The sequence below is a fragment of the Lelliottia sp. 7254-16 genome (assembly GCF_002922995.1).
GTDB lineage: Bacteria > Pseudomonadota > Gammaproteobacteria > Enterobacterales > Enterobacteriaceae > Enterobacter > Enterobacter jeotgali.
Window position 1 is genome coordinate 389802 of the sequence record NZ_PQVS01000002.1, and the last position, 23506, is coordinate 413307.

The 23506-nt window shown below is 55.6% G+C and carries 29 protein-coding genes; 12 read left to right on the forward strand and 17 right to left on the reverse strand.

The genetic code is table 11. The features are described 5' to 3' along the window. Positions 1-79 precede the first annotated feature (79 nt). The 8 genes from C3708_RS04690 to citG are packed head-to-tail and all read left to right on the forward strand — an operon-like array spanning position 80 to position 7394. Entirely contained in the window at positions 80-1441 is a 1362-nt protein-coding gene (locus C3708_RS04690; protein WP_095283318.1) for a 2-hydroxycarboxylate transporter family protein, read from the forward strand. A 17-nt stretch (positions 1442-1458) separates the two neighbouring features. Continuing rightward, positions 1459-2322 carry a fumarylacetoacetate hydrolase family protein gene (locus tag C3708_RS04695; protein ID WP_095283317.1) on the forward strand — a complete coding sequence of 288 codons (864 nt, stop codon included), beginning with the start codon at positions 1459-1461 and terminating at the stop codon, positions 2320-2322. Between the two features lie 13 nt (positions 2323-2335). Then, positions 2336-3361: a [citrate (pro-3S)-lyase] ligase gene (gene citC, locus C3708_RS04700; RefSeq protein WP_095283316.1), complete on the forward strand. Its 1026-nt coding sequence runs from the start codon at positions 2336-2338 to the stop codon at positions 3359-3361. Between the two features lie 16 nt (positions 3362-3377). Beyond that, positions 3378-3671 (forward strand): citrate lyase acyl carrier protein, encoded by a 294-nt coding sequence (gene citD, locus C3708_RS04705; protein ID WP_103948146.1) that lies wholly within the window; start codon positions 3378-3380, stop codon positions 3669-3671. Next, a complete protein-coding gene (citE, locus tag C3708_RS04710) occupies positions 3668-4543 on the forward strand; it encodes a citrate (pro-3S)-lyase subunit beta (protein WP_103950342.1) in 876 nt (291 codons plus the stop codon). The genes citD and citE overlap by 4 nt, the downstream gene beginning before the upstream one ends. 10 nt (positions 4544-4553) lie before the next feature. Continuing rightward, a complete protein-coding gene (gene citF, locus C3708_RS04715) occupies positions 4554-6074 on the forward strand; it encodes a citrate lyase subunit alpha (protein ID WP_103950343.1) in 1521 nt (506 codons plus the stop codon). 2 nt (positions 6075-6076) lie between these two features. Further along, positions 6077-6616, forward strand: a complete 540-nt coding sequence (gene citX / locus C3708_RS04720; protein ID WP_103950344.1) for a citrate lyase holo-[acyl-carrier protein] synthase — start codon at positions 6077-6079, stop codon at positions 6614-6616. Next, positions 6594-7394 carry a triphosphoribosyl-dephospho-CoA synthase CitG gene (citG, locus tag C3708_RS04725; protein WP_103950345.1) on the forward strand — a complete coding sequence of 267 codons (801 nt, stop codon included), beginning with the start codon at positions 6594-6596 and terminating at the stop codon, positions 7392-7394. Before citX ends, citG begins: the two co-directional genes overlap by 23 nt. A gap of 39 nt (positions 7395-7433) precedes the next feature. Here the strand turns inward: citG and C3708_RS04730 are convergent, their stop codons facing one another. The 5 genes from C3708_RS04730 to mutY form a co-directional block, all read right to left on the reverse strand. Continuing rightward, positions 7434-8108, reverse strand: coding sequence for a class I SAM-dependent methyltransferase (locus C3708_RS04730; RefSeq protein WP_103948151.1), 675 nt, complete (start codon positions 8106-8108; stop codon positions 7434-7436). A gap of 158 nt (positions 8109-8266) precedes the next feature. Further along, positions 8267-9523 carry a nucleoside permease gene (locus C3708_RS04735; protein WP_095283310.1) on the reverse strand — a complete coding sequence of 419 codons (1257 nt, stop codon included), beginning with the start codon at positions 9521-9523 and terminating at the stop codon, positions 8267-8269. Positions 9524-9837: 314 nt separating this feature from the next. Then, a complete protein-coding gene (gene mltC / locus C3708_RS04740) occupies positions 9838-10914 on the reverse strand; it encodes a membrane-bound lytic murein transglycosylase MltC (RefSeq protein ID WP_095283309.1) in 1077 nt (358 codons plus the stop codon). A gap of 123 nt (positions 10915-11037) precedes the next feature. Next, a complete protein-coding gene (locus C3708_RS04745) occupies positions 11038-11310 on the reverse strand; it encodes an oxidative damage protection protein (RefSeq protein ID WP_095283308.1) in 273 nt (90 codons plus the stop codon). A 26-nt stretch (positions 11311-11336) separates the two neighbouring features. Further along, positions 11337-12389, reverse strand: coding sequence for an A/G-specific adenine glycosylase (gene mutY / locus C3708_RS04750; RefSeq protein WP_174349010.1), 1053 nt, complete (start codon positions 12387-12389; stop codon positions 11337-11339). 144 nt (positions 12390-12533) lie between these two features. On the opposite strand from mutY, the gene trmB reads away from it, so the two are divergent. Genes trmB through C3708_RS04765 form a run of 3 tightly spaced genes read left to right on the forward strand, consistent with a single transcriptional unit; the run spans position 12534 to position 14345 of the window. Continuing rightward, positions 12534-13253 (forward strand): tRNA (guanosine(46)-N7)-methyltransferase TrmB, encoded by a 720-nt coding sequence (gene trmB / locus C3708_RS04755; RefSeq protein WP_103946646.1) that lies wholly within the window; start codon positions 12534-12536, stop codon positions 13251-13253. Continuing rightward, on the forward strand, positions 13250-13576 hold the full coding sequence (locus C3708_RS04760; protein ID WP_095283305.1) for a YggL family protein: 327 nt from the start codon (positions 13250-13252) through the stop codon (positions 13574-13576). Before trmB ends, C3708_RS04760 begins: the two co-directional genes overlap by 4 nt. A 49-nt stretch (positions 13577-13625) precedes the next feature. Beyond that, complete coding sequence (locus C3708_RS04765) at positions 13626-14345, forward strand: DUF2884 domain-containing protein (RefSeq protein WP_095283304.1); 720 nt, start codon at positions 13626-13628, stop codon at positions 14343-14345. 109 nt (positions 14346-14454) lie between these two features. On the opposite strand, the gene C3708_RS04770 is transcribed toward C3708_RS04765, so the two are convergent. The 6 genes from C3708_RS04770 to C3708_RS04795 all read right to left on the reverse strand — a co-directional run bounded on the left by C3708_RS04770 (position 14455) and on the right by C3708_RS04795 (position 18198). Beyond that, positions 14455-14820 carry an endonuclease domain-containing protein gene (locus C3708_RS04770; RefSeq protein WP_103950347.1) on the reverse strand — a complete coding sequence of 122 codons (366 nt, stop codon included), beginning with the start codon at positions 14818-14820 and terminating at the stop codon, positions 14455-14457. 63 nt (positions 14821-14883) lie between these two features. Next, positions 14884-16026, reverse strand: a complete 1143-nt coding sequence (gene hemW, locus C3708_RS04775; RefSeq protein WP_103946643.1) for a radical SAM family heme chaperone HemW — start codon at positions 16024-16026, stop codon at positions 14884-14886. Then, positions 16019-16612, reverse strand: a complete 594-nt coding sequence (locus C3708_RS04780; RefSeq protein ID WP_095283300.1) for an XTP/dITP diphosphatase — start codon at positions 16610-16612, stop codon at positions 16019-16021. Before C3708_RS04780 ends, hemW begins: the two co-directional genes overlap by 8 nt. Before the next feature lie 3 nt (positions 16613-16615). Further along, a complete protein-coding gene (yggU, locus tag C3708_RS04785) occupies positions 16616-16912 on the reverse strand; it encodes a DUF167 family protein YggU (RefSeq protein WP_095283299.1) in 297 nt (98 codons plus the stop codon). Beyond that, the gene (locus C3708_RS04790; RefSeq protein WP_095283298.1) at positions 16909-17475 is read right to left on the reverse strand and encodes a YggT family protein; all 567 of its coding nucleotides are present in this window, start codon (positions 17473-17475) and stop codon (positions 16909-16911) included. Before C3708_RS04790 ends, yggU begins: the two co-directional genes overlap by 4 nt. Before the next feature lie 18 nt (positions 17476-17493). Next, complete coding sequence (locus C3708_RS04795) at positions 17494-18198, reverse strand: YggS family pyridoxal phosphate-dependent enzyme (protein WP_095283297.1); 705 nt, start codon at positions 18196-18198, stop codon at positions 17494-17496. Positions 18199-18216: 18 nt separating this feature from the next. On the opposite strand from C3708_RS04795, the gene C3708_RS04800 reads away from it, so the two are divergent. Then, positions 18217-19197 carry a type IV pilus twitching motility protein PilT gene (locus C3708_RS04800; RefSeq protein ID WP_103950348.1) on the forward strand — a complete coding sequence of 327 codons (981 nt, stop codon included), beginning with the start codon at positions 18217-18219 and terminating at the stop codon, positions 19195-19197. A gap of 5 nt (positions 19198-19202) precedes the next feature. Here C3708_RS04800 and ruvX read toward each other — a convergent pair whose 3' ends face one another. From ruvX to C3708_RS04830, 6 genes are all read right to left on the reverse strand, one after another. After that, positions 19203-19619 (reverse strand): Holliday junction resolvase RuvX, encoded by a 417-nt coding sequence (gene ruvX, locus C3708_RS04805; RefSeq protein ID WP_095283295.1) that lies wholly within the window; start codon positions 19617-19619, stop codon positions 19203-19205. Beyond that, entirely contained in the window at positions 19619-20179 is a 561-nt protein-coding gene (locus tag C3708_RS04810; protein ID WP_103946638.1) for a YqgE/AlgH family protein, read from the reverse strand. Before C3708_RS04810 ends, ruvX begins: the two co-directional genes overlap by 1 nt. A 218-nt stretch (positions 20180-20397) precedes the next feature. Continuing rightward, complete coding sequence (gene gshB, locus C3708_RS04815; RefSeq protein WP_095283293.1) at positions 20398-21345, reverse strand: glutathione synthase; 948 nt, start codon at positions 21343-21345, stop codon at positions 20398-20400. A 20-nt stretch (positions 21346-21365) separates the two neighbouring features. Continuing rightward, positions 21366-22097 carry a 16S rRNA (uracil(1498)-N(3))-methyltransferase gene (gene rsmE / locus C3708_RS04820; RefSeq protein ID WP_095283292.1) on the reverse strand — a complete coding sequence of 244 codons (732 nt, stop codon included), beginning with the start codon at positions 22095-22097 and terminating at the stop codon, positions 21366-21368. 52 nt (positions 22098-22149) lie between these two features. Further along, positions 22150-22857, reverse strand: coding sequence for a deoxyribonuclease I (endA, locus tag C3708_RS04825; RefSeq protein WP_103946637.1), 708 nt, complete (start codon positions 22855-22857; stop codon positions 22150-22152). A gap of 94 nt (positions 22858-22951) precedes the next feature. Beyond that, entirely contained in the window at positions 22952-23449 is a 498-nt protein-coding gene (locus C3708_RS04830) for a SprT family zinc-dependent metalloprotease (RefSeq protein ID WP_095283290.1), read from the reverse strand. Positions 23450-23506 lie beyond the last annotated feature (57 nt).

Consider the following 23506-nt stretch of genomic DNA (forward strand, 5'->3'; position numbering starts at 1 on the left):
GTTTTAATATGCCTTTCCTCACATAAAGTAAGCCTTTGAGACTCTAGGATTAACGCACAAATAACCAAGAGGCTTAATTATGAGCACTACTGACGATTCTTTCTCTGTTACCCACGACCCGATTGAACTTCAGCGGCCGTCGCTTAAAGAGCGCTGGTGGCACATTATGGATACCTGGAAAGTCGGGATCATTCCCCTGCCGCTGTTTGTATTAGCCGGTGCGCTGATCGCTATTGACTGTCTGGGCGGAAAACTCCCGAGCGATATCGTGGTGATGGTCGCAACTCTGGCGTTCTTCGGTTTTGCCTGCGGTGAGTTCGGCAAACGTCTGCCGATTGTCGGCAAACTCGGTGCGGCGGCGATTTGCGCCACCTTTATTCCGTCGGCGATGGTTTATTACGGCCTGCTGCCGGACGTGGTGGTCGAATCCACGACGAAGTTCTACAAATCCACCAACATTCTCTATCTCTACATCTGCTGCATCATTGTCGGCAGCATCATGAGCATGAACCGCACGGTGCTGATTCAGGGCTTCCTGCGAATTTTCTTCCCGATGCTGTGCGGAGAAATCGTCGGCATGATCGTCGGGATGGGCGTCGGCATGGCGCTCGGCCTTGAGCCGTTCCAGATCTTCTTCTTTATTATTCTGCCGATCATGGCGGGCGGGGTCGGCGAAGGGGCAATTCCACTCTCCATCGGCTACGCCACGCTGCTGCACATGGATCAGGGTGTTGCGCTCGGTCGCGTTCTACCGATGGTCATGCTCGGTGGCTTAACCGCCATTATTATCTCCGGCTGCCTGAATCAGTTGGGCAAACGCTATCCGCACCTGACCGGCGAAGGCCAGCTGATGCCAAACCGCGCTAATGCCGACGCCAACGTGTCACAACCGGCGTTCTCCGGCAAAGCCGACGTCACCACGATTGCTTCCGGCGCACTGCTGGCGGTGCTGCTCTACATGCTGGGTATGCTCGGTCACAAGCTGATTGGCCTGCCAGCACCGGTTGGCATGCTGTTTGTGGCGGTACTGGTTAAGCTCTGCAACGGCGCATCTCCACGCCTGCTGGAAGGTTCGCAGGTAGTCTACAAATTCTTCCAGACCTCCGTGACCTACCCGATTCTGTTTGCCGTTGGCGTGGCGATCACCCCGTGGCAGGAACTGGTCAATGCCTTCACCGTCAGCAATCTGCTGGTGATTGTCAGCACCGTCTCCGCGCTGGTAGCGACCGGCTTCTTCGTCGGTAAAAAGATTGGTATGCACCCGATTGATGTCGCCATCGTCTCCTGCTGTCAGAGCGGGCAGGGCGGTACCGGCGACGTGGCGATTTTGACCGCAGGCAACCGTATGAGCCTGATGCCATTCGCCCAAATTGCTACCCGAATTGGCGGCGCGATTAATGTCTCCGTCTCGCTGCTGGTTCTGGGCAACTTCCTCGTCTAAGTCTTCAGGAAAGAACAATGAAACTTGCAAGTTTTCTGTATCAGGGTAAACGCAGCTACGGCATCGTGCAGGCCGATGGCGTCGTGGATTTAGGTCGCCGTCTGGGCGATCGCTACAGCGACCTCAAAGCGCTGTTGCAGGGTAACGGCCTGGCGGATGCCACACGTTATGTCAACGACGTCGTGGATATTCCAATGAGTGCAATCACCTTTTTACCGGTGATTGAGCAGCCGGAAAAAATCCTCTGCGTTGGTATGAATTACGCTGACAAACGCAAAGAATTTGACCAGCACAATCCGGCCCCGACGCTGTTCGTTCGCTTTGCGGATTCCCAGACCGGGCACAACTCACCTGTGCTCAAACCGCGCCACTCCTGCGAATTTGACTACGAAGGCGAGCTGGCGGTGATCATCGGCAAAGGCGGCGAGAACATCCGCCGTGAAGATGCCCTGAGCCACGTCGGCGGATACAGCTGCTACATGGACGGTTCCGCCCGCGACTGGCAGCACACCTGGTTCACCGCCGGGAAAAACTGGCGGCAGACCGGGGCATTTGGCCCGTGGATGGCGACCGCCGATGAAATCCCTGATCCGCACAGCCTCGCGATCCGCACCTGGCTTAATGGACGTATGGTGCAGGAAGACAACACCAGCAGCATGATCCACAAAGTTGCGGAATTGATCGAGTACATCAGTACCTTTACCCGTCTCAGCCCCGGCGACGTGATCATCACCGGGTCGCCGGGTGGTGTAGGCAAAAAGCGCAATCCGCCGCTGTTTATGAAAGAGGGCGATCGCATTGAGGTGGAGATCGAAAACATCGGTCATCTGAGCAATGTGATCATGGAAGCACCCGCGCAAACCCTGGCGGCAGCGCACTGATTAAGGCGGCGGCATGCACTCGCAACTCCCTATCGACTTTCGTCAGACGATTGTCGCGCAACACCCGGAACGCTTAAGCCAGATTCGCTATTTGCTGGCGGACAGTGGCCTGGGGCTGGACAACGACATTACGCTGTTTGTGGAGGCCTGGTCCGGCCCGCAGTTAGTGGGATGCGCGGGGCTGGCTGCCAATGTCATCAAGTGTGTGGCGGTTGATGAAAAGCTGAGGGGCGCAAATCTCAGCGCCCGTCTGCTGGCCGAAGTGGAAAATGCCGCACTGGCGCGCGGCCATTTTCACCTCTTTCTCTGCACCCGCCCGTGTAACAAAGAGCGCTTCGCCCGCAGCGGTTTCTGGCCGATTGCCCAGAGCGGCAACAACGCGGTGCTGCTGGAGAATACCCCGCAGGGTATCGAGCGTTACTGTCGCTCGCTGCAGCGCAGCCGCAAGTGTGGGGAAAAAATTGGCGCGATTGTAATGAACGCCAATCCGTTCACCCTCGGGCATCGACATCTGGTGGAGCAGGCGGCGACGCAGTGCGACTGGCTGCATCTGTTCGTGGTGCGCGAGGACGCGTCGTTCTTCCCGTTTAGCGACCGTCTGGAAATGGTCCGTGCGGGCGTGGCGCATTTTCCGAATGTCTCGGTGCACGAAGGGTCGCAGTACATCATCTCACGCGCCACTTTTCCGTCCTATTTCCTCAAAGAGACCGGCAAAGTTCAGCAGGCGTGGAGCGAGATCGACGTGCTGATTTTCCGCGACTTTATTGCCCCAACGCTTGGGATCACCCATCGCTTTATCGGCTCGGAACCGTTTTGCGACATCACCCGCCAGTACAACCAGACGCTGCATCAGCTCCTTGCAGCGGAAATCGACGTGGTGGAAATGCCGCGCATCAAGGCGACAGGAAACGCTATTTCGGCGTCAGAAGTGCGCCGTTTACTCAAGACACAGCAGTTTTCCCGCATTCGGGAAATTGTCCCGGAGTCCACTTTCGTGCATCTCGAAGCGCACTACAGCGCGAGCGCGGAAGTCGCATAACTATCAGGAATTTATCATGAATATTGTAAGGGAGGCGCTGGCCGGAACGCAGGAGTCCAGCGACCTGATGGTGAAAATCGCCCCCGCCGACGGCGAGCTGGAGATTGTCATCCACAGTGAAGTGATTAAGCAGTTTGGCGAGCAGATCCGCCTGGTGGTAAACGAAACACTGCGCGCTATGGACGTGCGTCAGGGGCTGATTATCGTTGAAGATAAAGGGGCGCTGGACTGTGTGATCCGCGCCCGTCTGCAAAGTGCGCTGATCCGCGCCTCAGAAACGCAGCAGATCGACTGGAGCAAAATGTCATGAATAAACTCCGTCGCAGTATGCTGTTTTTACCCGGCGCTAACGCCGCGATGCTCTCTACCGCGTTTATCTATCGCCCTGACTCCATCATGTTTGATCTCGAAGACGCCGTGGCTCTACGCGAAAAAGACACCGCGCGCCTGCTGGTCTTCCACGCGTTACAGCATCCGATGTATCAGGATATTGAAACCGTGGTGCGCATTAATCCGCTGAGCACGCCGTTTGGCCTGCTGGATCTCGAAGCGGCGGTTCGCGCGGGCGTGGACGTTATCCGCCTGCCAAAAGCCGACACCCCGGAAGATATCTTCGAGCTGGAAGGGCATCTGGAGCGCATCGAGCGTGAGTGTGGCCGCGAAGTGGGTTCCACACGCGTGATGGCCGCGATTGAATCAGCAATTGGCGTGATTAACGCCGTGGCGATTGCTCGTAGCTCGCCGCGCCTGATCGGCATCGCCCTGGCGGCGTTTGACTATGTGATGGACATGCAAACCGAACGCGGCGACGGCACAGAGCTGTTCTATGCCCGCTGCGCGGTACTGCACGCGGCGCGCGCCGCCGGGATCGACGCCTTCGACGTGGTGTGGTCAGACGTTAACGACGAAGCCGGGTTCCTGCGCGAAGTTAACCTGATCCGCAAAATGGGCTTCAACGGCAAATCTTTGATCAACCCGCGCCAGATCGACCTGCTGCACAACGCCTACGCGCCGACTCAGCAGGAAGTGGATCACGCGAAATTAGTGATCGAAGCGGCAGAAGAGGGCGAGCGCAACGGCCTGGGCGTGGTTTCGCTTAACGGCAAAATGGTCGATGCGCCGATTATTGACCACGCGCAGAGGGTGCTGGAACGCGCGGCTGCCTCTGGCGTGCGTCGCTAAGGATGACACAATGAATCAGACAGAATTGCTCCACCTGAATTTCCCCCACCTGCGGGAACTGAAACCTTTTGATACGGCCCATAGCGCTACGCCGTGGCTGGCTGATGTTGAAGAAAAACAGCGTCGCAAGCTTTGCGAAACCGTTGAAGAGGCGATTAAGCGTTGCGGCTTGCAGGACGGGATGACTATCTCGTTCCATCATGCATTTCGCGAAGGCGACCGGGTGATTAATACCGTCGTCGCGCTGCTGGCTAAAATGGGCTTTAAAAATTTGACCCTGGCGTCCAGCTCGCTGATGACCTGCAACGATGCGCTGATCGAGCATATCCAGAGCGGCGTGATCTCCCGGATCTACACCTCCGGGATGCGCGGCAAACTGGCTGACGCCATCTCTCACGGGCTGATGGACGAGCCGGTGCAGATCCACTCCCACGGCGGACGCGTGAAGCTTCTGCAGGACGGCGAGCTGAACATCGACGTCGCGTTCCTCGGCGTGCCGTGCAGCGATGAGTTTGGTAATGCCAACGGAACTCAGGGTAATTCCTGCTGCGGCTCGCTGGGCTATGCGATGGTCGATGCTCATTTTGCCCGCAAAGTGGTGCTGCTCACGGAAGAACTGGTGCCGTTCCCGAACATGCCCGCCAGCCTGGTGCAGGATCGCGTGGACTATGTCGTGCAGGTCGAAAGTGTGGGCGATCCGGCGAAGATCAGCGTCGGCGCGGCACGCGTCACCAGCAACCCTCGAGAGCTGATGATTGCCCGCTATGCGGCGGACGTGATTGAACACTCTGGCTATTTCAAAAACGGTTTCTCGATGCAGACCGGCTCCGGCGCGGCGGCCACTGCTTGCACCCGCTTTATGGGAGAGAAAATGGAGCGCAGCGGCGTGAAAGCCCGCTTCGCACTGGGTGGGATCACCGGTAGCCTTGTCGATCTGCACGAGAAAGGGCTGATCGAAAAACTACTCGATACCCAGTGTTTTGACGGTCAGGCAGCGGCCTCGCTGGCGCGCAATCCGAATCACGTGGAGATCTCCACCAACGTCTACGCTAATCCCGGCAGTAAAGCGGCCAGCTGTGATCGGCTCGACGTGGTGATCCTCAGTGCGCTGGAGATCGACGTCGATTTCAACGTCAACGTCATTACCGGCTCAGACGGCGTGATGCGCGGAGCATCGGGCGGGCACTGCGATGTGGCGGCGGCCGCTAACCTGACGATTGTCGTCGCACCGCTGCTGCGCAGCCGTATCCCGACGGTGGTGAAACGTGTGACCACGCGCTTAACGCCAGGGGAAAGTATCGACGTGCTGGTGACCGATCACGGCATTGCTGTCAATCCTGCGCGCCCGGAGATCCGCGAGCGGCTGGAGGCGGCGGGACTGAAAATTGTTGATATCGAGGCGTTATATGCGCGGGCAATTTCGCTCACCGGCGAGCCGAAACCGATTGAATTTACCGACAAAATCGTCGGTGTGATCCGCTACCGTGATGGCAGCGTGATCGACACTGTCCGACAGGTTAAGGAGTCATAATCATGACCATTGCGACACCCGCGCATGCGGGTGTTAGCTTGGCGCAAATGCTGGCGGCGAAAGAGAGCCGCGCGGCGCGCCAGGCTGACTGGCTCACGCACTATCAACAACCGGTGATTTCGCTGACCCTGGTGACGCCCGGTGATATCAAAGATAGCCTGCGCTATCGAAACACTATGGGTGTGGCGCTGCAGATGTGCGATCAACTGCTGTGGGAACACCGCTGGCGGGTGCTGGATCGCCAGGTGCTATGGCTGCCAACGGGGCCAGAAGCTCTGTGGTGTGTAGAACATCAGGCATCTGAAATCAAAGCCCACTGCGCCGAATTGGAACAGACGCACCCGCTGGGGCGGCTGTGGGATATGGACGTGATTTGCCCGGATGCCGGACATGTCGGACGACGCTCTCTGGGTGAGAATATGCGCAGGTGTCTTCTCTGCGACGAACCCGCACACGCTTGTTCCCGCTCGCGTCAGCATCCGGTCGAGCAGGTTGTCGCCCGCGTGGGGAAGATGATTGATGACTGGTTCTCTCGCGACTAATCCGCACGTCAAAGATGTACCGCAACTAGCGGAAGAGGCGCTATGGCGCGAGTTAGAGCTCACGCCAAAACCGGGGCTAGTGGATAAGATCAACACCGGTTCGCACCGCGATATGGATCATGCGCTCTTTGTTCGCAGCATTGCCGCGATCGCGCCGTGGTTCTCGCGCTTTGCCGAGCTGGGTGCGGAACATGCCGGGAAACCGGCAGCGGAGCAATTGCGCCTGATTCGCCCGATGGGTATGGCCTGCGAGCAGGCCATGTATGCAGCAACGGGAGGTGTAAATACTCACAAAGGCGGCGTTTTCGCGCTGGGGTTACTCTGTTTTGCCGCTGGGCGCGTTAAAAATGTGAATGCGCACACGCTCTGTTGTGAGGTGAGTAACATTTGCAGCGGGCTGGTGGATCGCGAACTGGCTGGGCGTACGGGCAGGGCAACCGCCGGTGAGCGGCAATATGAGGATTTTGGTTTAACCGGCGCGCGTGGTGAAGCGCAAAGCGGCTTCGCAACGGTTAGAAAAGTGTTATCGCAGTGGAATCGTCATCAATTGCATGACTTGTTATTACGCCTAATGGCGGTGAATCAGGACAGTAATCTGGTATCGCGCGGTGGCATGGAAGGGCTGCGCTATGTGCAGCGATACGCTCAGCATCTCGTGGCTAATGGCTGGGATCGGGCCGCGCTGACAGAGATGGATAACGCGCTGATTGCACGAAATTTAAGTCCAGGAGGTAGTGCGGATTTGCTGTCGGTGGGAATGGTGCTGGCAGAGTGTTGATGAAAAACTCATCTCCCGCCGGGAGATGAGTCCACAGGATTATCGCTTCTGGAGCAAATAGCTATTCTCAAAGCCAGGTAAGCTGCCGATCACGTCGAAGCCGTTGAAGTAACCTCCCGCGCGCAGCAAGTCAACTGCCGGGCCGACCTGCGGCGAGTACTGGTGGTCTCGGTAGTCGTCAAAGACAATAAATCCGCCGGAAACAACGGTTGGGGAATAGAGCAGGAAGTCGATTAATACATGACGACCTTCATGGCCCCCATCGATGTGCAGCAGCACGGTCTGAGGATTAAGGGCCAGAACACGTTCAATACTGAGTTCTGAGTATCCGCGCACCAGATTTACTTGCGGGAAAAGGCGTTCATGGTAGAAACGCAGCTCACTTTCCTGGCGTGGCAGTTCCATTGGGTCGATGCTAATCATACGGCGTTTATGCTGGCAGATTTCATTCATAAACGACGTGGATTTTCCCTTCCAGACGCCGATCTCAATGATGTCGCCAGCAACGTTATTGTGTTCGAGCAGCCAGCACAGATATCCGAGGCATTTCACATGGTCGTGGAATGACAGCTCTCTGCGTGACATTGCCAGCTCCTCAGGAAGTTCAGCCTGGGTTCGCGCAAGCGCTTCGCCAACATTATCCCAGGTTGTGTCAATGATGTTTTTAATCACGGGATCCTGGAAAAAAACCTTTAAGTCAGCGATATCTAGCATCTTTTAACCTTATCTGCGCGGCAGGAATGACAAAATGTCGATAGTGATAAATGTGCCACAGTGGGGTGAGAGTGAGGCGCTAAATACGTCCTGTTTTTATAGGTAATTATCAGGATAGATAGGGACGTCCCTCTCCTGAGAGGAGAGGGACAGGAGGATTAATGCGCGATTGGCTGAGCACCATGCGGAACACGGACGTGTTTGTATTTGAACAGTGCGATGAAGGCGAAGAACAGTACCAGCGAGTAACCGGCGAAGATAAGCCATACAGGCTGCCAGTCGGTAATCCCGTTTGTGGTGTACATCTCAACGACTTTACCGCTCACGACGCCACCGAGGATACAGCCGAAACCGTTGGTCATCATCAGGAACATACCCTGAGCACTGGCGCGGATTTCAGGCTTAACTTCTTTTTCAACAAACACCGAACCGGAGATGTTGAAGAAGTCGAAGGCGCAGCCGTAAACAATCATCGACAGAACCAGCAGTACGGTACCGAACGCCGATGGGTCGCCATAGGCAAACAGACCGAAGCGCAGCATCCATGCAAAGATACTGATAAGCATCACGTTCTTGATGCCGTAACGGCTCAGGAAGAACGGAATGGTCAGGATGAACAGAGTTTCAGAAATCTGCGAAATCGACATCATCACCGATGCGTGCTCAACGATAAAACTACCGGAGAACAGCGGGTTGTTATCGAAACTGTGCAGGAAGGTGTTCCCGAACATGTTGGTGATTTGCAGTTCAGCACCCAGCAGCATGGAGAAGATAAAGAAGATCGCCATGCGTTTGTTTTTAAACAGTGCAAATGCGTCCAGACCGAGCATTGAGCTCCAGCTCTGTTTTGCCTGCTGATTCGATACCGGAATGTGCGGCAGCGTCAGGGTGAACAGTGCTAACAGAACAGACAGTCCAGCACCGATGTAGAGCTGCATATGGCTCAGTTCGAAGCCTGCGAAGCTCACGCCCCACATCGCCATGATGAAGCCGATGGTGCCCCAGATACGGATTGGCGGGAAATCGGTCACGATATCCAGACCAGCGGATTTAATGCGGTAGTAGGAGATGGTGTTGATAAGTCCCAGCGTTGGCATATAGGCCAGTGAGTTAAGCAGGATAACAATAAACATCCCGCCTGGCGTTGTAACCCCTGCCGCCATAAAGAGCGTTCCTGCTCCCACCAGATGGCACAGCGCGTAAAGCCATTTTGCGCTGATCCATTTGTCCGCCACGATCCCCAGAAGCGTTGGCATAAAGACCGCAGCAATACCCAGCGAGCTATATACGGCACCGATAGACGCACCGTCGAACTTGAGCGTCACAAACATGTAGGAGCCGAGCGTGGTTAGCCAGCTACCCCACAGACAGAACTGCAGAAACGACAATATTTTAAGCTGCAGCTTAAGGTTCATGTTACTTTCCTCACAATTGAGCGGGAGATATGTTTTTATGGGAACATTCAGGGTTGTTATTTGATGCAATTCTATCAGCAGGCAACGTTATGTTTTGTTACCTCCCGCAAAAAAATGCAATCCTCATTAATTTGCAGTTTAGATTGTGATGCAAATAACATTTTCGTATGGATGGTGGGGATGAGGTGCGGTTTGTTGCCCTCACCCCGGCCCTCTCCCACGGGGAGAGGGAGAAAAATCGTCCTCAGCGGGGGAGGGAGAACACCGGACCGTTCCCTCTCCCTTTGGGAGAGGGTTAGGGTGAGGGGGAAAACCTACCTACGACGATAATTCTTCTGCGCCGTATTCACCTTATACAGATAACGACGAGATTCGGCGGAAGGGTGGCGGGTAGTCAGCGTCGAGTAAACATCCCCTGGTGCCATGCTGTTGATGATGTTTGCGGCCTGGATTTTATCGCTGGAGAACACGCGCAGTACGCTGCCCGCACCGCCGTTGTAAGCGGTGATCACCGCGTAACGGCGTGACGTCGGGTTATCAATTCCGCCGAGATAAACATTGTTCAGCATCGCCAGGTAGGCGGTGCCCGTATCAATGTTACTGGCCGGATCGAACAGGAAGCTGCGGCTCGGCGTGCCGGATTTACCCTGCGAACGGAACACATCTTTTCCGGCGCTATGCTGGACAACCTGCATCAGCCCTAAGGCGTCGGAACGGCTTACTGCGTAAGGGTTAAAGGAGGATTCGGTCTGCATGATCGCCAGAATCAACGACTCATCCACGCCATATTTGCGCGACGCCTGACGCACCATGCCCACGTACTTATGCGCACGTTTGTCGAGGTGATTCGGCACCAGATTGATCGTCACGCTGTAGATAATTTTCAGGCCGTTGCTGCGGCTTTTCAGGCGCGTTTTCAGCAGATAATCAGCGAAGGCGGTGGCGCGTCCTTCCCAGCGGATTGCCTGGCCGGTCTGGTCGACAACTTGTCCGTAAAGGAACGGCTCTTTGGAGATGGTGATATCGTCGGCGTCAGAATAGAGGTCGATTGAACCCGGATCGTCGCCCATCAGCAGGGTTTTGACGATCGCCTGGCGTAAGCGCGCCGCAGGCTCGGTACCGGCGATGGTTTCAATCGTGATTGTGCCGTCATCGAAGTTGATGTGGCTACGCGTCTGATAGGCGTCGGTATATTTAACGTAATCCTTCGGTCCCGCGATAAGAACTTCGTTAAATCCCCAAATATTCTCGATGTTATGGGCAAACTGCCCCATCAGAATGTCAAAACCGTTCGTGTCCTTTACCCAGGCTTCGTTATAGCTATCGCCTTTTTTACTGGAACAAGACACAAGCAACGGCGCAACAAGGGCTAGCGCTAATAATTTTTTCATCATTCCGGGATTGCGTGTTGTGTTTGCTTTGTCGCGGTTATTGCCGGATGGCGCTGCGCTGACCCGGCCTACCGTCTGCAGGCTCGTGCAAGCAAAGCGCCGCCGGGCATCAAGCCCGCGCTGTTATTTTTCTGGCGGCGTGTAGCCTTCAATGTGCACATCTTTGCCTTCGAACAGGAAGTTCACCATTTCCTGTTCCAGCAGCTTGCGGTGTTCCGGGTTCATCATGGTGAGTTTTTTCTCGTTGATGAGCATGGTTTGCTTCTGCTGCCACTGCGCCCATGCCTCTTTAGAAATCTCGTTAAAGATGCGCTTACCCAGTTCGCCCGGATAGAGCTGGAAATCCTGCCCTTCGGCGTCGCGCTGCAGATAGGTACAAAAAATTGTTCTGGCCATTATTATTCCTCGTTGTCTGACCGAAGCTAAACCACGGCTCCGGCACGTAATTGCTGTAACAGGCGCTCCACGGGAGCTGCCAGCCCGACGGATGGCGGTTGCGCTAAGTTATACCAGAGAGCCACGCCTTCATCCATGCAAGAGGCGAAGGAGGACACGGGAAGCCACATGGGCACAATATCCAGATGGAAATGGCTAAAGGTGTGGCGAAACGCAGTCAGTTGCTGGAGTTTATCGGCACTAATCTGCCGCTGGGCCAGCCACTCACGTAATCCCTCTTCATTTTCAAATTGTGGAAAACAATATAATCCACCCCATAAACCACTTGGCGGACGCTGAGCAAGGTAAACCCCATCGCCATGCTGCATTAACAGCATAAAGCCGGTGCGTTCAGGGATCGTCTGCTTCGGTTTTTTGCCTGGATACTGCGCCCAGGAATGATTCGCGTAGGCCACGCAGAGGTTGTTCACCGGGCAGAGTTCGCATTTCGGTTTAGAGCGGGTACAGACGATCGCCCCCAAATCCATCATCGCCTGGTTGAAGCGTTCAACGCCTTTCGCTGGCGTCACTGTTTCGCTGATCTCCCACAGGCGTTTCTCGACCTCTTTCTTACCCGGCCAGCCGCCCACTGCGTAGCAGCGCGCCAGCACGCGTTTCACGTTGCCGTCGAGGATCGGGAAATGTTTACCGAGTGAAAGAGAGAGCACAGCACCTGCCGTGGAACGACCCACTCCAGGTAGGGCGGCCACTTCATCGAAAGTTTCCGGGAATTTGCCCTTATGCAGCGTCGCTACCTGCTGTGCCGCTTTATGCAGATTGCGCGCACGGGCGTAGTAGCCAAGCCCAGTCCACAGGTGCAGCACTTCATCGAGGGGAGCATTGGCGAGATCGGTTATCGTCGGGAACCGCTCCATAAAACGCTCAAAATAGGGGATAACCGTTGCGACTTGCGTTTGTTGCAACATCACCTCGGAGAGCCATACTTTGTACGGCGTTTTTTCAATTTGCCAGGGCAGGGTTTTACGCCCGTATTTGTCGTACCAGTCCAGCACCTGGGCTGAAAATTGAGAGGCTTGCATGGTCATCGATTCGCATAATCAGGGACGCAGATTGCAACATAGCGTCTTGCGACTGTAAACCGGATCTTTCCCATGCTTGCATACAGGGCTTAACTTTGGATAATGCCCGTTTCCCGAACAATCTCACAAGCAGACTACTCTTTTATGAAAAACGACGTCATCTCACCGGAATTTGATGAAAACGGTCGCCCGCTGCGCCGTATTCGCAGCTTTGTCCGCCGTCAGGGCCGCCTGACCAAAGGGCAGCAACATGCGCTGGATAACTACTGGCCGGTGATGGGCGTTGAGTTCAGCGAACAACCCGTCGACTTCTCCGAGCTGTTTGGTCGCGATGCGCCGATTACGCTGGAGATCGGCTTCGGCATGGGTTCTTCGCTGGTGACGATGGCGAAAGCGCGCCCGGAGCAGAATTTCCTCGGCATCGAAGTTCACTCACCTGGCGTCGGCGCGTGCCTTGCAACCGCGCACGAAGAGGGCGTCGAGAACCTGCGCGTCATGTGCCACGATGCGGTTGAAGTGCTGCACAAAATGATTCCTGACAATTCTTTGAACATGGTTCAGCTCTTTTTCCCTGACCCGTGGCACAAAGCACGTCATAATAAGCGCCGTATCGTTCAGGCAGAATTTGCTGAGCTTGTGAAAAGTAAGCTAAAACTGGGCGGTGTCTTCCATATGGCCACCGACTGGGAACCTTACGCGGAACACATGCTGGAAGTGATGTCGTCGCTCGACGGGTATAAAAACCTGTCTGAAAACAACGACTATGTACCGCGACCGGATTCACGTCCGGTAACGAAATTTGAACAGCGTGGCCATCGTCTTGGTCACGGTGTATGGGACTTAATGTTCGAGAGGGTTAAATAATGGCAAACCGTAGCCGTCGTCTGCGTAAAAAGATGCACATCGAGGAATTCCAGGAAGTTGGTTTTTCCGTCGCATGGCGTTTCCCGGAAGGGACTAGCGTCGAAACCATTGATAAGGAAGTCGATGCCTTTATCGATGAAGTGATCGAGCCAAACAAACTGGCGTTTGATGGCAGCGGCTATCTCTCCTGGGAAGGCCTGATCTGCAAGCAAGAAATCGGTAAATGCACCGAAGAGCAGCAGGCACTCGTGCGCAAATGGCTGGAAGACCGCAAATTCGAAGAGGTACGCGTCAGCGAACTTTTCGACATTTGGTGGGACTAACTAGCAAAGGGCCGGCAAATGCCGGCCCGTTTTGTCTTGAGGGATAATTATGATGCGCAAAACGCTGCTGGCTGTGGCACTGATGACCACCGCGTTAACTGCCCATGCGGATTACAAATGCGAAGTCACACCGCGCGACGATGTGATTCTCAGCCCGCAAACCGTTCAGGTAAAAGGTGAGAACGGTAATCTGGTGATCACGCCAGATGGCAACGTAATGTATAACGGCAAACAATACACCCTGAGCGCGGCCCAACGCGAGCAGGCGAAAGATTATCAGGCGGATCTCCGCTCGGCGTTACCGTGGATTGACGAAGGCGCACTGACGCGCGTTGAGAAAGGCCGCGTGGCGCTGGATAAAATCATCGCCAAAGAAGTCGGTGAGAGCAGCAATATGCGCACCCGCCTGACCAAGCTGGACGCCCAGCTGAAAGAGCAGATGAACCGCATCATCGAACACCGTACGGATGGCCTGACGTTCCACTATAAGGCTATCGATCAGGTGCGTGCCGACGGCCAGAACCTGGTGAATCAGGCGATGGGCGGTATCCTGCAGGACAGCATCAATGAAATGGGTGCGAAAGCCGTGCTGAAAGGCGGCGGTAATCCACTGCAAGGTGTGTTAGGTAGCCTGGGCGGATTGCAAACTTCGATTCAGAATGAATGGAAGAATCAGGAAGCGGATTTCCAGAAGTTTGGCAAAGACGTATGTCAGCGCGTGGTTACGCTGGAAGACAGTCGTAAGGCGCTGGTGGGTACGCTTAAGTAAGGTGCGGTTTGTTGCCCTCACCCTAACCCTCTCCCACGGGAGAGGGGATCTGTCAGGTGCAGTTTTTACTCCCTCCCTATGTGGGAGAGGGGATCTGTCAGGCGCGGTTTTAGCTCCTTCTCCCTTTGGGAGAGGGCTGGGGTGAGGGGACCAGACGATTCAAATCGTCCAAAATGGCACCCAACACTCCTTCCTCATTCGTCCTGCATTCATTATTCCAGAAACGAATCACTCGCCAGCCGCTGGCGTTCAAAAACGCAGTCCTGCGTAAGTCATACTCATAATCATCCTGATGCTGGCTGCCATCAAGCTCGACAATCAACCTTGCCTCAAAGCAGGCAAAATCCACAATGTATGACCCTATGGGCATCTGGCGACGAAACTTGAACCCGTAAAAACGACGCCCCCGGAGTAAATACCAGAGGTGAAGTTCTTCGGGGGTCATACATTTGCGGAGTTGTTTAGATTTTTCCATCCCCACACTCTGCCAGCCTTTCCCTTAGCCAGCAGAACGGGATGCAAAATCCTGAAGCTGTCTTCAGGACTCTTCGGCGAGGAACAGCTCAAGCAGGGAGTTGAGGAACAGCTTGCCGTGTTCGGTGATCTGCCAGAACGCGTCGCACTCCGTCAGATACCCCTTCGCCAGCGCTTCATCAATCTGCGGGCGAATCACTGATTCCGGCAAGCCGGTATAGAGTGCAAACTCCGCGCGCGGCGCGGCTTCCAGCAGGCGGAAGCGGTTCATGAAGAACTCGAACGGTTTATCTTCCACTTCCACGTCGTGCTGACGCTCCAGATAACGTCCTTCCATATACCCACGCGGATGACGGGTTTTGGCGGTACGCAGAATGCGCCCGTCGGGGAAGGTCACTTTGCCGTGTGCGCCGCAGCCAATCCCTAAATAATCGCCAAAACGCCAGTAGTTCAGATTGTGCTGACACTGGTAGCCCGGCTTCGCGTAGGCGGAGGTTTCGTACTGCTGATAACCCGCAGCCGTCAGCAACTGATGGCCTTGCTCAAAAATGTCCCACAGCGCGTCGTCGTCGGGCAGCACCGGCGGACGCGAACCAAACAGCGTGTTCGGCTCGATCGTCAACTGGTACCAGGAGAGATGCGGCGGGTTCAGCTCAATGGCTTGACGCAAATCATCCAGCGCCTCTTCCAGTGATTGATCCGGCAGGCCGTGCATCAGATCGAGGTTAAAACTGCGCAGTCCCAGACCCGTCGCCAAATGCGCTGCGCGCTTTGCCTCTTCCGGGCCGTGGATACGCCCCAGACGCTTGAGCTTGGGTTCGCTAAAACTCTGGACGCCAATCGAAATACGGTTCACCCCGGCGCGCTGATACTCGACAAAACGGTCGGCCTCAACGGTGCCAGGATTGGCTTCCATCGTAATTTCCGCATCGGCTGCCAGATTCAGACGCGCACGCACGCCGTCCAGCAGCGTCTGCATCGCCGGGCCAGAGAGTAGGCTCGGTGTACCGCCACCAATAAATATGGTCTTAACTTCACGTCCCTGTGCGTAAGGTACGTCGGCATCCAGATCGGTTAACAGATGCTGAACGTAGTCGTCATGCGGCACTTCGCCTTTCAGCGCGTGCGAATTGAAATCGCAGTACGGACATTTCTGCACGCACCACGGGATGTGAATATAAAGACTCAGAGGTGGCAAATTAGCCATTACGTAATGCTTCCAGTAACAGTTTCAACGCGCGCCCACGATGGGAAATCGCGCTTTTTTCTTCGCGGGTCAGTTCCGCGGCGGTTTTGCCCTCAGACGGGACAAAGAAAATCGGATCGTAGCCAAAGCCGCCGTTACCCGCCGATTCGCGAGCAATCACGCCCGGCCAGCTGCCGTGGCAGACAATCGGCGTCGGGTCTTCTGCATGACGCATATAGACCAGCACGCAGTGGAACTGTGCCTGACGCTGCGCATCCGGTACGTCTTTCAGGGTTTCCAGCAGCTTTTCCAGGTTTTGCTGATCGGTCGCATCCACGCCGGAGTAGCGCGCAGAGTAAATACCCGGTGCGCCGCCCAGGGCATCTACCGCCAGGCCTGAATCATCCGCAATCGCCGGAAGACCGGTCACCTGTGCCGCGTGACGCGCTTTCAGGATCGCATTTTCGATAAACGTCAGGCCGGTCTCTTCCGCCGAATCCACGCCCAGCTCGGTCTGCGCGACCACGTCCAGACCAAAATCATTCAATAGCGAGGCCAGCTCGCGCACTTTGCCGGCGTTACCGGTGGCGAGAACAACTTTCTGCATAATTTAATCCTGTTGTGACAGTGCCGCGACTTCCGTCGGGATGTTTTGCGGGTTGAGGATTTTTACCTGTTTATGACGTCCCAGTTCACCCTTTTCAATGATGACCTGGCTTTTGGCGACGCGAAACTGTTTTGCCAGAAATTTGGTCAAATGCGCGTTCGCCTGGCCGTCCACGGGAGGGGCGGTAATGGCGACTTTTAATTCGTCGCCATGTAACCCAACGATGCTGTCGCGGCTGGCTTTCGGCTGAATATACAGCCGTAAAACCAGCCCATCGACGCAGGGGCAGACGGCACTCATAGCGCCATCCACAGCCCCGGCAGCAGCATGTTGCCCGTTGACTGTAACAGTTCAGCGATGCCCATGTTCAGGACATACAGCAGCAGAACCAAAATCATCGGCGAAAAATCGATCCCGCCCATCGCTGGCAGCAGATTGCGGATCGGGCGCAGGAGCGGCTCCGTCAGCTGAATCATGGCGTATTCGACCGGACTACGGCCACGGCTCACCCAACTCATCACCGCCATCACCAGCAGAACCCAGAAGATCAGCAGACCGATGGTTTTCAGCAGAATTAGCACCGCTGCGATCCAGATGATCGGCTGGAAGGTGACCACCATAAACAGCACGATGGCTTTAATAATACTGAGCACAAACGCCACCAGCAGAGAAGCGCTGTCGATCGGCCCCATCGGTGGAATAACGCGGCGCAGCGGCCCAATCACAGGCTGCGTGATTTTCACGACAAACTGCGAGAAGGGGTTATAAAAATCACAGCGGGCCCACTGCATCCAGACGCGTAACAGCAGCGCCATCGTATACAGCTCAATGACCGTTGAGAGCAGGAAAGTCAACGTCTTCATGGCGTTCCTCAGGTTTCCTTATTTTGGGGTGTAATCGCGCGCACCGAAAATAGCTGTGCCGATGCGCACCATAGTGCTGCCTGCCGCGATGGCGGCTTCCATATCGTCCGACATGCCCAGTGAAAGCGTGTCTACGGTGGTGTAGCGCGCTTTAAGCGCCTCAAATGCTACAGCCATTTGCTGTGCTACGGCAAACTGCCTGTCATAACTCGTTTCGGGAGCCGGAATTGCCATCAGTCCGCGCAAAGTCAGACCTGGCAGTTCAGACACCTGTTCGGCCAGCGCATCCAGTTCAGCCAGAGTAATACCTGACTTGCTGTTCTCATCGCTAATATTGATTTGAATCAGAACGTTAAGCGGAGCCATATCGGCAGGGCGTTGATCGCTCAACCGTGTGGCGATACGCAGGCGATCGACCGTATGACACCAGTCGAAATGCTCTGCGACCAGCCGACTTTTGTTCGACTGCAGCGGGCCGATAAAGTGCCATTCAAGGTTCGCCTTCCCGGTTTGCTGGAAATAGCGAATTTTGTCCACACCCTCCTGAACGTAGTTCTCACCAAAAGCACGCTGCCCGGCGTCGATGGCTTCTGCGATGGCGCTCGCAGGCTTGGTTTTACTCACTGCAAGCAACGAAACTTCTTCTGAAGCACGGCCGCAACGCGTTGCAGCGGCTGAGATTTTGTCCCTGACCTGTGCCAGGTTATGCGCAATGTCGTTCATGAGTCCGAGGATGGTTGTATGGATATGGAAGAAATTGTGGCCCTTAGTGTAAAGCATAATGTCTCGGATCTACACCTGCGCAGCGATTCTCCACCGCGCTGGCGTAGATTAGGCAAACTCGAGCGCGCACCGTTTCCCGCGCCGGATGTCGCGCAGCTGTTAAAAACATGGCTGAATGACGAACAGCAGGGGGCCTGGTGGGCGAACGGGCACGTGGATTTTGCGGTGACTTTGCTCGGCGGCCAGCGCCTGCGTGCCAGCGCGTTTGTGCACATTCATGGCGTCTCGCTCACGTTAAGGCTGCTGCCGGTGGAGTGCCCGCAACTTTCGGAGCTTGGTGCCCCGCGGGCAATCCTCGATCTGCTCTCCAGCGACAATGGCCTGATTCTGGTCACTGGAGCGACCGGCAGCGGTAAATCTACGACGCTGGCAGCGATGGTGGATTATCTCAACCACCACACTGACGGGCATATTCTGACGCTGGAAGATCCGGTGGAGTATGTCTATCAAAGCAAGCGATGCCTGATCCAGCAGCGGGAAATTGGGCTGCACTGCACCACTTTTGCTCAGGCGCTACGGGCGGCGCTACGTGAAGATCCGGATGTCATTTTACTGGGCGAACTGCGCGACAGCGAAACCATCCGGCTGGCGCTGACGGCAGCGGAAACCGGGCATCTGGTGCTGGCGACACTGCATACGCGCGGGGCGTCTCAGGCTATTGAACGGCTGGTGGATACCTTTCCGGCGGAAGAGAAAGATCCGGTACGTAACCAGCTGGCAGGAAGTTTGCGCGCCGTGCTGGCACAGAAACTGGTGCGGGATGTGCATGGCGGGCGCGTGGCGCTTTTCGAAATGCTGGTCAACACACCGGGGTCAGCGAATCTGATTCGTGAGGGGAAAACGTGGCAGTTGCCCGGTGTTATTCAGACCGGGCAACAGGTGGGGATGCAGAACTTCGACCAAAGCCTTGCCGAGCGTAAAGCGCAGGGAAGGCTTTAGCGGCGTTAAAACCCTTGCTCGAAGAAGCTTTCGAGGATAATCACCGCCGACGCCGAATCGACGCTACCTTTGTTCAGGGCGCGGAATCCGCCATGTTCAAACAAACCGGCACGGGCTTCGACGGTGCTCAGACGCTCATCGTGCAGTTTGACGACGACACCAAATCGGCCATGAATCTTATTGGCAAATTTGCGCGCACGGGCGGTGAGCGGTTGTTCGGTACCGTCCATGTTGAGCGGCAGGCCGACGATGACGGCTTCGGGTTGCCACTCTTTCAGCAGGCGTTCGATAAGCGTCCAGTCAGGCGTACCATCCTGGGCTTTAATCGCCGTCAGTGGACGCGCGGTGCCCGTGATGCGTTGACCAATCGCCACGCCGATACTTTTGGTACCAAAATCAAAGCCAAGAAGGGTTCCGCTCATTATGCGTGCCCCGCTACGCCAGGCATGGTCTGGATGTCGATACCAATGAGTTTAGCCGCTTCACGCCATCTGTCGGCAATCGGCGTTTTAAACAGAATGTTCAGGTCAGCAGGGGCGGTGAGCCACGCGTTGTCGAGAATTTCCTGCTCCAGCTGGCCTTTCTCCCAGGAGGAGTAGCCCAGCGCGACCAGCACTTCGGAAGGCTGATTGTGCGTGCCCAGGGTTTCCAGCACGTCGCGCGAGGTGGTGATAACCGTATTATCGGAGACGCGAATGCTGGAGGAAAAACCCGGAGGCGTATGCAGGATAAAACCACGATCTTCTGCCAGCGGGCCGCCGAGCATCACCGGCTTATCAAGACGGATCTCCGGGGCGCGGTCTTCCGGGGTGATCTTGAGCTTCTCAAGAATGCCCTCGATTTGCAGATTTTCCAGCGGTTTGTTGATGATAATCCCCATCGCGCCGTCTTCGCTGTATTCACAGATATAAACGACCGAACGACGGAAAATCGGGTCCTGGAGAGCAGGCATGGCAATAAGAAAGTGATGCTGTAAATTCATTGTCAGAGGTTCTGATTCCTGGTTTAAAAAGCGACAAGGCCCAGTATGCGGACAATCCTGGGCCTTGTCACTATCCCCGTCATACTTCAAGCTGCATGTGCGTTGGCTGCGCTCGCTCACCCCAGTCACTTACTCTAGTAAGCTCCTGGGGATTCACTCGCTTGCCGCCTTCCTGCAACTCGAATTATTTAGGGGATAAATACTTCGCGATGAGTTCGTTACTGCTTCAGACGTTTTTCGATCGCGTCCATCAGCATGCCGGTAATGGATACCGGGAACTCAGCTTCGATTTCGCGGATACAGGTCGGGCTGGTGACGTTCACTTCCGTCAGGCGATCACCGATGATATCCAGGCCGACGAAAATCAGCCCTTTGGCTTTCAGCATTGGGCCAACGCGGCGGGCAATTTCCCAGTCGCTGTCGGTCAGTGGACGCGGTTCGCCACGGCCACCGGCAGCCAGATTACCACGGGTTTCGCCGCCCTGAGGAATACGTGCCAGACAGTAAGGGACCGGCTCGCCGTCGACCACCAGCACGCGTTTGTCGCCATCCACGATTGCAGGAATGTAGTTCTGCGCCATGCAGTAGCGGGTGCCGTGCTCGGTCAGCGTTTCAGCGATCACACCGAGGTTCGGGTCGCCTTCTTTCACGCGGAAGATCGACGCGCCGCCCATGCCGTCCAGCGGCTTGAGGATGATATCGCCGTGCTTCTGCCAGAAGGCTTTCAGCTGCGCTTTGTTGCGCGTGACGAGTGTTTCCGGCGTCAGGTCGGAGAACCAGGCGGTATACAGCTTCTCGTTACAGTCGCGCAGGCTCTGCGGTTTGTTAACGATCAGCGTGCCTTTCTCTTCCGCGCGCTCAAGGATATAGGTGCAGTAGATGAATTCGGTGTCGAACGGAGGATCTTTACGCATCAGGATCACGTCGAGATCGGCAAGCGGAATATCCTGCTCAGAACCGAACTCGTACCATTTATCGTAATTTTGCTCGACGTTAACGATGCGCGTGCGGGCGCGGGCTTCACCGTTGTTCAGGTAAAGATCGGCCATTTCCATGTAATGGAGCTGGTAGCCGCGACGCTGTGCTTCCAGCAGCATAGCGAAGCTGGAATCTTTCTTGATGTTAATGCTTGCGATGGGGTCCATCACGATGCCGAGCTTGATCATTGTTCTTCTCCGTTAATGCTTCAACCCAGATCGCCAAAACGCACCTGCAGTGCGGTGATGGCAGTGAGTGCCGTTGTCTCAGTGCGCAGAACGCGAGGTCCCAACAGAATATCAGTAAATTGATAACGTGCGGTCATGGCAATTTCATCCGTCGACAGCCCGCCTTCTGGGCCAATCAGCAAACGCACGCGCTCGACCGGCAGCGGCAGCGTGTTGATGCTGGCGCTGGCACGCGGGTGAAGATTGAGCTTCAGGCCGCTCTCTTCTTCAGCGCACCACGCCTCTAAATCCATCGGCGGGCGGATCTCCGGAATACGGTTGCGACCGCACTGTTCGCACGCGGCGATGGCAATCTTCTGCCACTGCTGAATCTTTTTGTTCAGACGTTCAGCATCCAGTTTAACGCCACAGCGTTCAGAAAAAAGTGGCGTAATGAGGCTTACACCCAGTTCGATCGATTTCTGGATAGTGAACTCCATCTTTTCGCCGCGCGACATCACCTGGCCCAGATGGATATGCAGCGGGGATTCCCGGTCATCCACTTCACCGCGCAGGACGTTAACCTGCACGCTCTTTTTATCGGCGCGGGTGATTTCGGCGTCGAAAACCTGATTGCTGCCATCAAAAAGCTGTATCGCCTGGCCCGCGCCCATGCGCAGTACGCGACCAACGTGGTTGGCGGCTTCGTCACAAAGAGCAATTTCACTGCCAGCGGCAATCAATTCCGGGTGATAAATGCGAGGGATGCGCATAGTCAAAAATTCCATATGAAGTGCGGTATAAACCAATTGCCGCTAGTGTAGGTTAGCTCTTTTGCGCCTGGCAAGCCCGCTGCACATACGGGTTGTGATTCCCCTGGACTTTGGCGATGCGGCTATCGCGCTCGCATTCCCAGTCGGTAACCGGATACTGTTTATCCCAGGCGTTAAAAAGCTGGGTTTGTTGGCGAGAGAGATTCAGCTCGTAGCGATCGCGCATATAGAAGTAGGTGCGAGCGATGCTGCCGCGCGCACGGGCTGGTGGCTCGGCAACTTTCTCTTTGAAATCGACCTTCATTCCGCACTGGCCGTACTGGCCTTCACCGCCGTTCCACTGGCTGTACATGAAGTTGGCGCGGTCGCCATTCACTTCGCCCACGGCGGGTTGCAAGTTGTGCATGTCACTTTCTATCTGGCGATAGATTGGGTCTTTAGCGCAGTTTTTACGCCCGCCGTCCTGCCAGCACTGGCGCTGATGGCCAAACTGCCATGCCGGAACTACGTGTTCCCATTCGATGCGGTTGGCGCGATTTTCGTTTTTACGCACTTTGTAGCCGCACGATTCGAGGTCAACGACCCCTTTTTTGCCCTGCCAGTTAATTTTGCAGCCGCAATAGAAATCACCTGGCGCATCGGCGTTCACTTTGACGCCTGCGGCCTTGGCCTGAGAAAAACTGTTGATACCGTCGGCCAGCACAGGGCCTGAGAGAACTGTCGCCAGCAGAGCGACAGCGGAAGAATAATTACGGGACATCTCGAACTCCGTGTCAAAACGAGCCCGCAACGTAGCGAAAGATGTTCCAGTATGCAATCAGTCAGATCAGGAAAGTTCCTGATTGTTCAATTGATTATTCAGCAACCAGTGGTTCACCGCATTTGACACAACGGTAGGTGGCTTCACCGCGCACCACGCGATTGTGACGGCGAACAGTCAGCTGATGCTGCTGGCACTGACAGCGATAGGGGAAGGTATTACGTCGTACCGATTCCAGCTCGAACTGGTGGGTGCGCCGCGCGGGAACGCCGAGTACGGCTTCCATCATCCATTTCCACTCTTTGCCGTGCGGTGCCACGCGGCCAAAGTGTTTCCATACCAGTAAGTGCGCCAACTCGTGCGGGACCACTTCGTCGATAAACGCCTGCTGGTTTTCCATCATCAGTACCGGATTGAGGCGAATTTCGTATGATTCAAGCCAGGCGGTGCCTGCCGAAGTGCCGCGCTGCTGATAGACCACTTTAGGTTCAGGATAGTTTCGCCCAAGCTTCAGGTTGGCTTGTGCGAGTTTATCCCGCAAAGCGTGCATGACGGCTTGCTGGAGGGCGATGGGAAGGCGTGGGGTTTTCATAGGGGCAGAGGATAAAGTGCTAAAAGGTGGAGTGCAAGCGAGAGGTTTTGCCCGGGG

What these genes read in the sequence shown, in the direction of transcription:
- trmB (WP_103946646.1), top strand. Translation starts at nt 12,534, where the DNA reads ATGAAAAACGACGTCATCTCACCGGAATTTGATGAAAACGGTCGCCCG.
- citC (WP_095283316.1), top strand. Translation starts at nt 2,336, where the DNA reads ATGCACTCGCAACTCCCTATCGACTTTCGTCAGACGATTGTCGCGCAA.
- citD (WP_103948146.1), top strand. Translation starts at nt 3,378, where the DNA reads ATGAATATTGTAAGGGAGGCGCTGGCCGGAACGCAGGAGTCCAGCGAC.
- C3708_RS04795 (WP_095283297.1), bottom strand. Translation starts at nt 18,198, where the DNA reads ATGAACGACATTGCGCATAACCTGGCACAGGTCAGGGACAAAATCTCA.
- rsmE (WP_095283292.1), bottom strand. Translation starts at nt 22,097, where the DNA reads ATGCGCATCCCTCGCATTTATCACCCGGAATTGATTGCCGCTGGCAGT.
- C3708_RS04830 (WP_095283290.1), bottom strand. Translation starts at nt 23,449, where the DNA reads ATGAAAACCCCACGCCTTCCCATCGCCCTCCAGCAAGCCGTCATGCAC.
- C3708_RS04780 (WP_095283300.1), bottom strand. Translation starts at nt 16,612, where the DNA reads ATGCAGAAAGTTGTTCTCGCCACCGGTAACGCCGGCAAAGTGCGCGAG.
- mltC (WP_095283309.1), bottom strand. Translation starts at nt 10,914, where the DNA reads ATGAAAAAATTATTAGCGCTAGCCCTTGTTGCGCCGTTGCTTGTGTCT.
- C3708_RS04770 (WP_103950347.1), bottom strand. Translation starts at nt 14,820, where the DNA reads ATGGAAAAATCTAAACAACTCCGCAAATGTATGACCCCCGAAGAACTT.
- citG (WP_103950345.1), top strand. Translation starts at nt 6,594, where the DNA reads ATGACTGGTTCTCTCGCGACTAATCCGCACGTCAAAGATGTACCGCAA.
- C3708_RS04800 (WP_103950348.1), top strand. Translation starts at nt 18,217, where the DNA reads ATGGATATGGAAGAAATTGTGGCCCTTAGTGTAAAGCATAATGTCTCG.
- endA (WP_103946637.1), bottom strand. Translation starts at nt 22,857, where the DNA reads ATGTCCCGTAATTATTCTTCCGCTGTCGCTCTGCTGGCGACAGTTCTC.
- C3708_RS04730 (WP_103948151.1), bottom strand. Translation starts at nt 8,108, where the DNA reads ATGCTAGATATCGCTGACTTAAAGGTTTTTTTCCAGGATCCCGTGATT.
- C3708_RS04690 (WP_095283318.1), top strand. Translation starts at nt 80, where the DNA reads ATGAGCACTACTGACGATTCTTTCTCTGTTACCCACGACCCGATTGAA.
- C3708_RS04790 (WP_095283298.1), bottom strand. Translation starts at nt 17,475, where the DNA reads ATGAAGACGTTGACTTTCCTGCTCTCAACGGTCATTGAGCTGTATACG.
- mutY (WP_174349010.1), bottom strand. Translation starts at nt 12,389, where the DNA reads ATGCAAGCCTCTCAATTTTCAGCCCAGGTGCTGGACTGGTACGACAAA.
- ruvX (WP_095283295.1), bottom strand. Translation starts at nt 19,619, where the DNA reads ATGAGCGGAACCCTTCTTGGCTTTGATTTTGGTACCAAAAGTATCGGC.
- gshB (WP_095283293.1), bottom strand. Translation starts at nt 21,345, where the DNA reads ATGATCAAGCTCGGCATCGTGATGGACCCCATCGCAAGCATTAACATC.
- hemW (WP_103946643.1), bottom strand. Translation starts at nt 16,026, where the DNA reads ATGGCTAATTTGCCACCTCTGAGTCTTTATATTCACATCCCGTGGTGC.
- C3708_RS04735 (WP_095283310.1), bottom strand. Translation starts at nt 9,523, where the DNA reads ATGAACCTTAAGCTGCAGCTTAAAATATTGTCGTTTCTGCAGTTCTGT.
- C3708_RS04745 (WP_095283308.1), bottom strand. Translation starts at nt 11,310, where the DNA reads ATGGCCAGAACAATTTTTTGTACCTATCTGCAGCGCGACGCCGAAGGG.
- C3708_RS04765 (WP_095283304.1), top strand. Translation starts at nt 13,626, where the DNA reads ATGATGCGCAAAACGCTGCTGGCTGTGGCACTGATGACCACCGCGTTA.
- C3708_RS04695 (WP_095283317.1), top strand. Translation starts at nt 1,459, where the DNA reads ATGAAACTTGCAAGTTTTCTGTATCAGGGTAAACGCAGCTACGGCATC.
- C3708_RS04810 (WP_103946638.1), bottom strand. Translation starts at nt 20,179, where the DNA reads ATGAATTTACAGCATCACTTTCTTATTGCCATGCCTGCTCTCCAGGAC.
- yggU (WP_095283299.1), bottom strand. Translation starts at nt 16,912, where the DNA reads ATGAGTGCCGTCTGCCCCTGCGTCGATGGGCTGGTTTTACGGCTGTAT.
- citF (WP_103950343.1), top strand. Translation starts at nt 4,554, where the DNA reads ATGAATCAGACAGAATTGCTCCACCTGAATTTCCCCCACCTGCGGGAA.
- citX (WP_103950344.1), top strand. Translation starts at nt 6,077, where the DNA reads ATGACCATTGCGACACCCGCGCATGCGGGTGTTAGCTTGGCGCAAATG.
- citE (WP_103950342.1), top strand. Translation starts at nt 3,668, where the DNA reads ATGAATAAACTCCGTCGCAGTATGCTGTTTTTACCCGGCGCTAACGCC.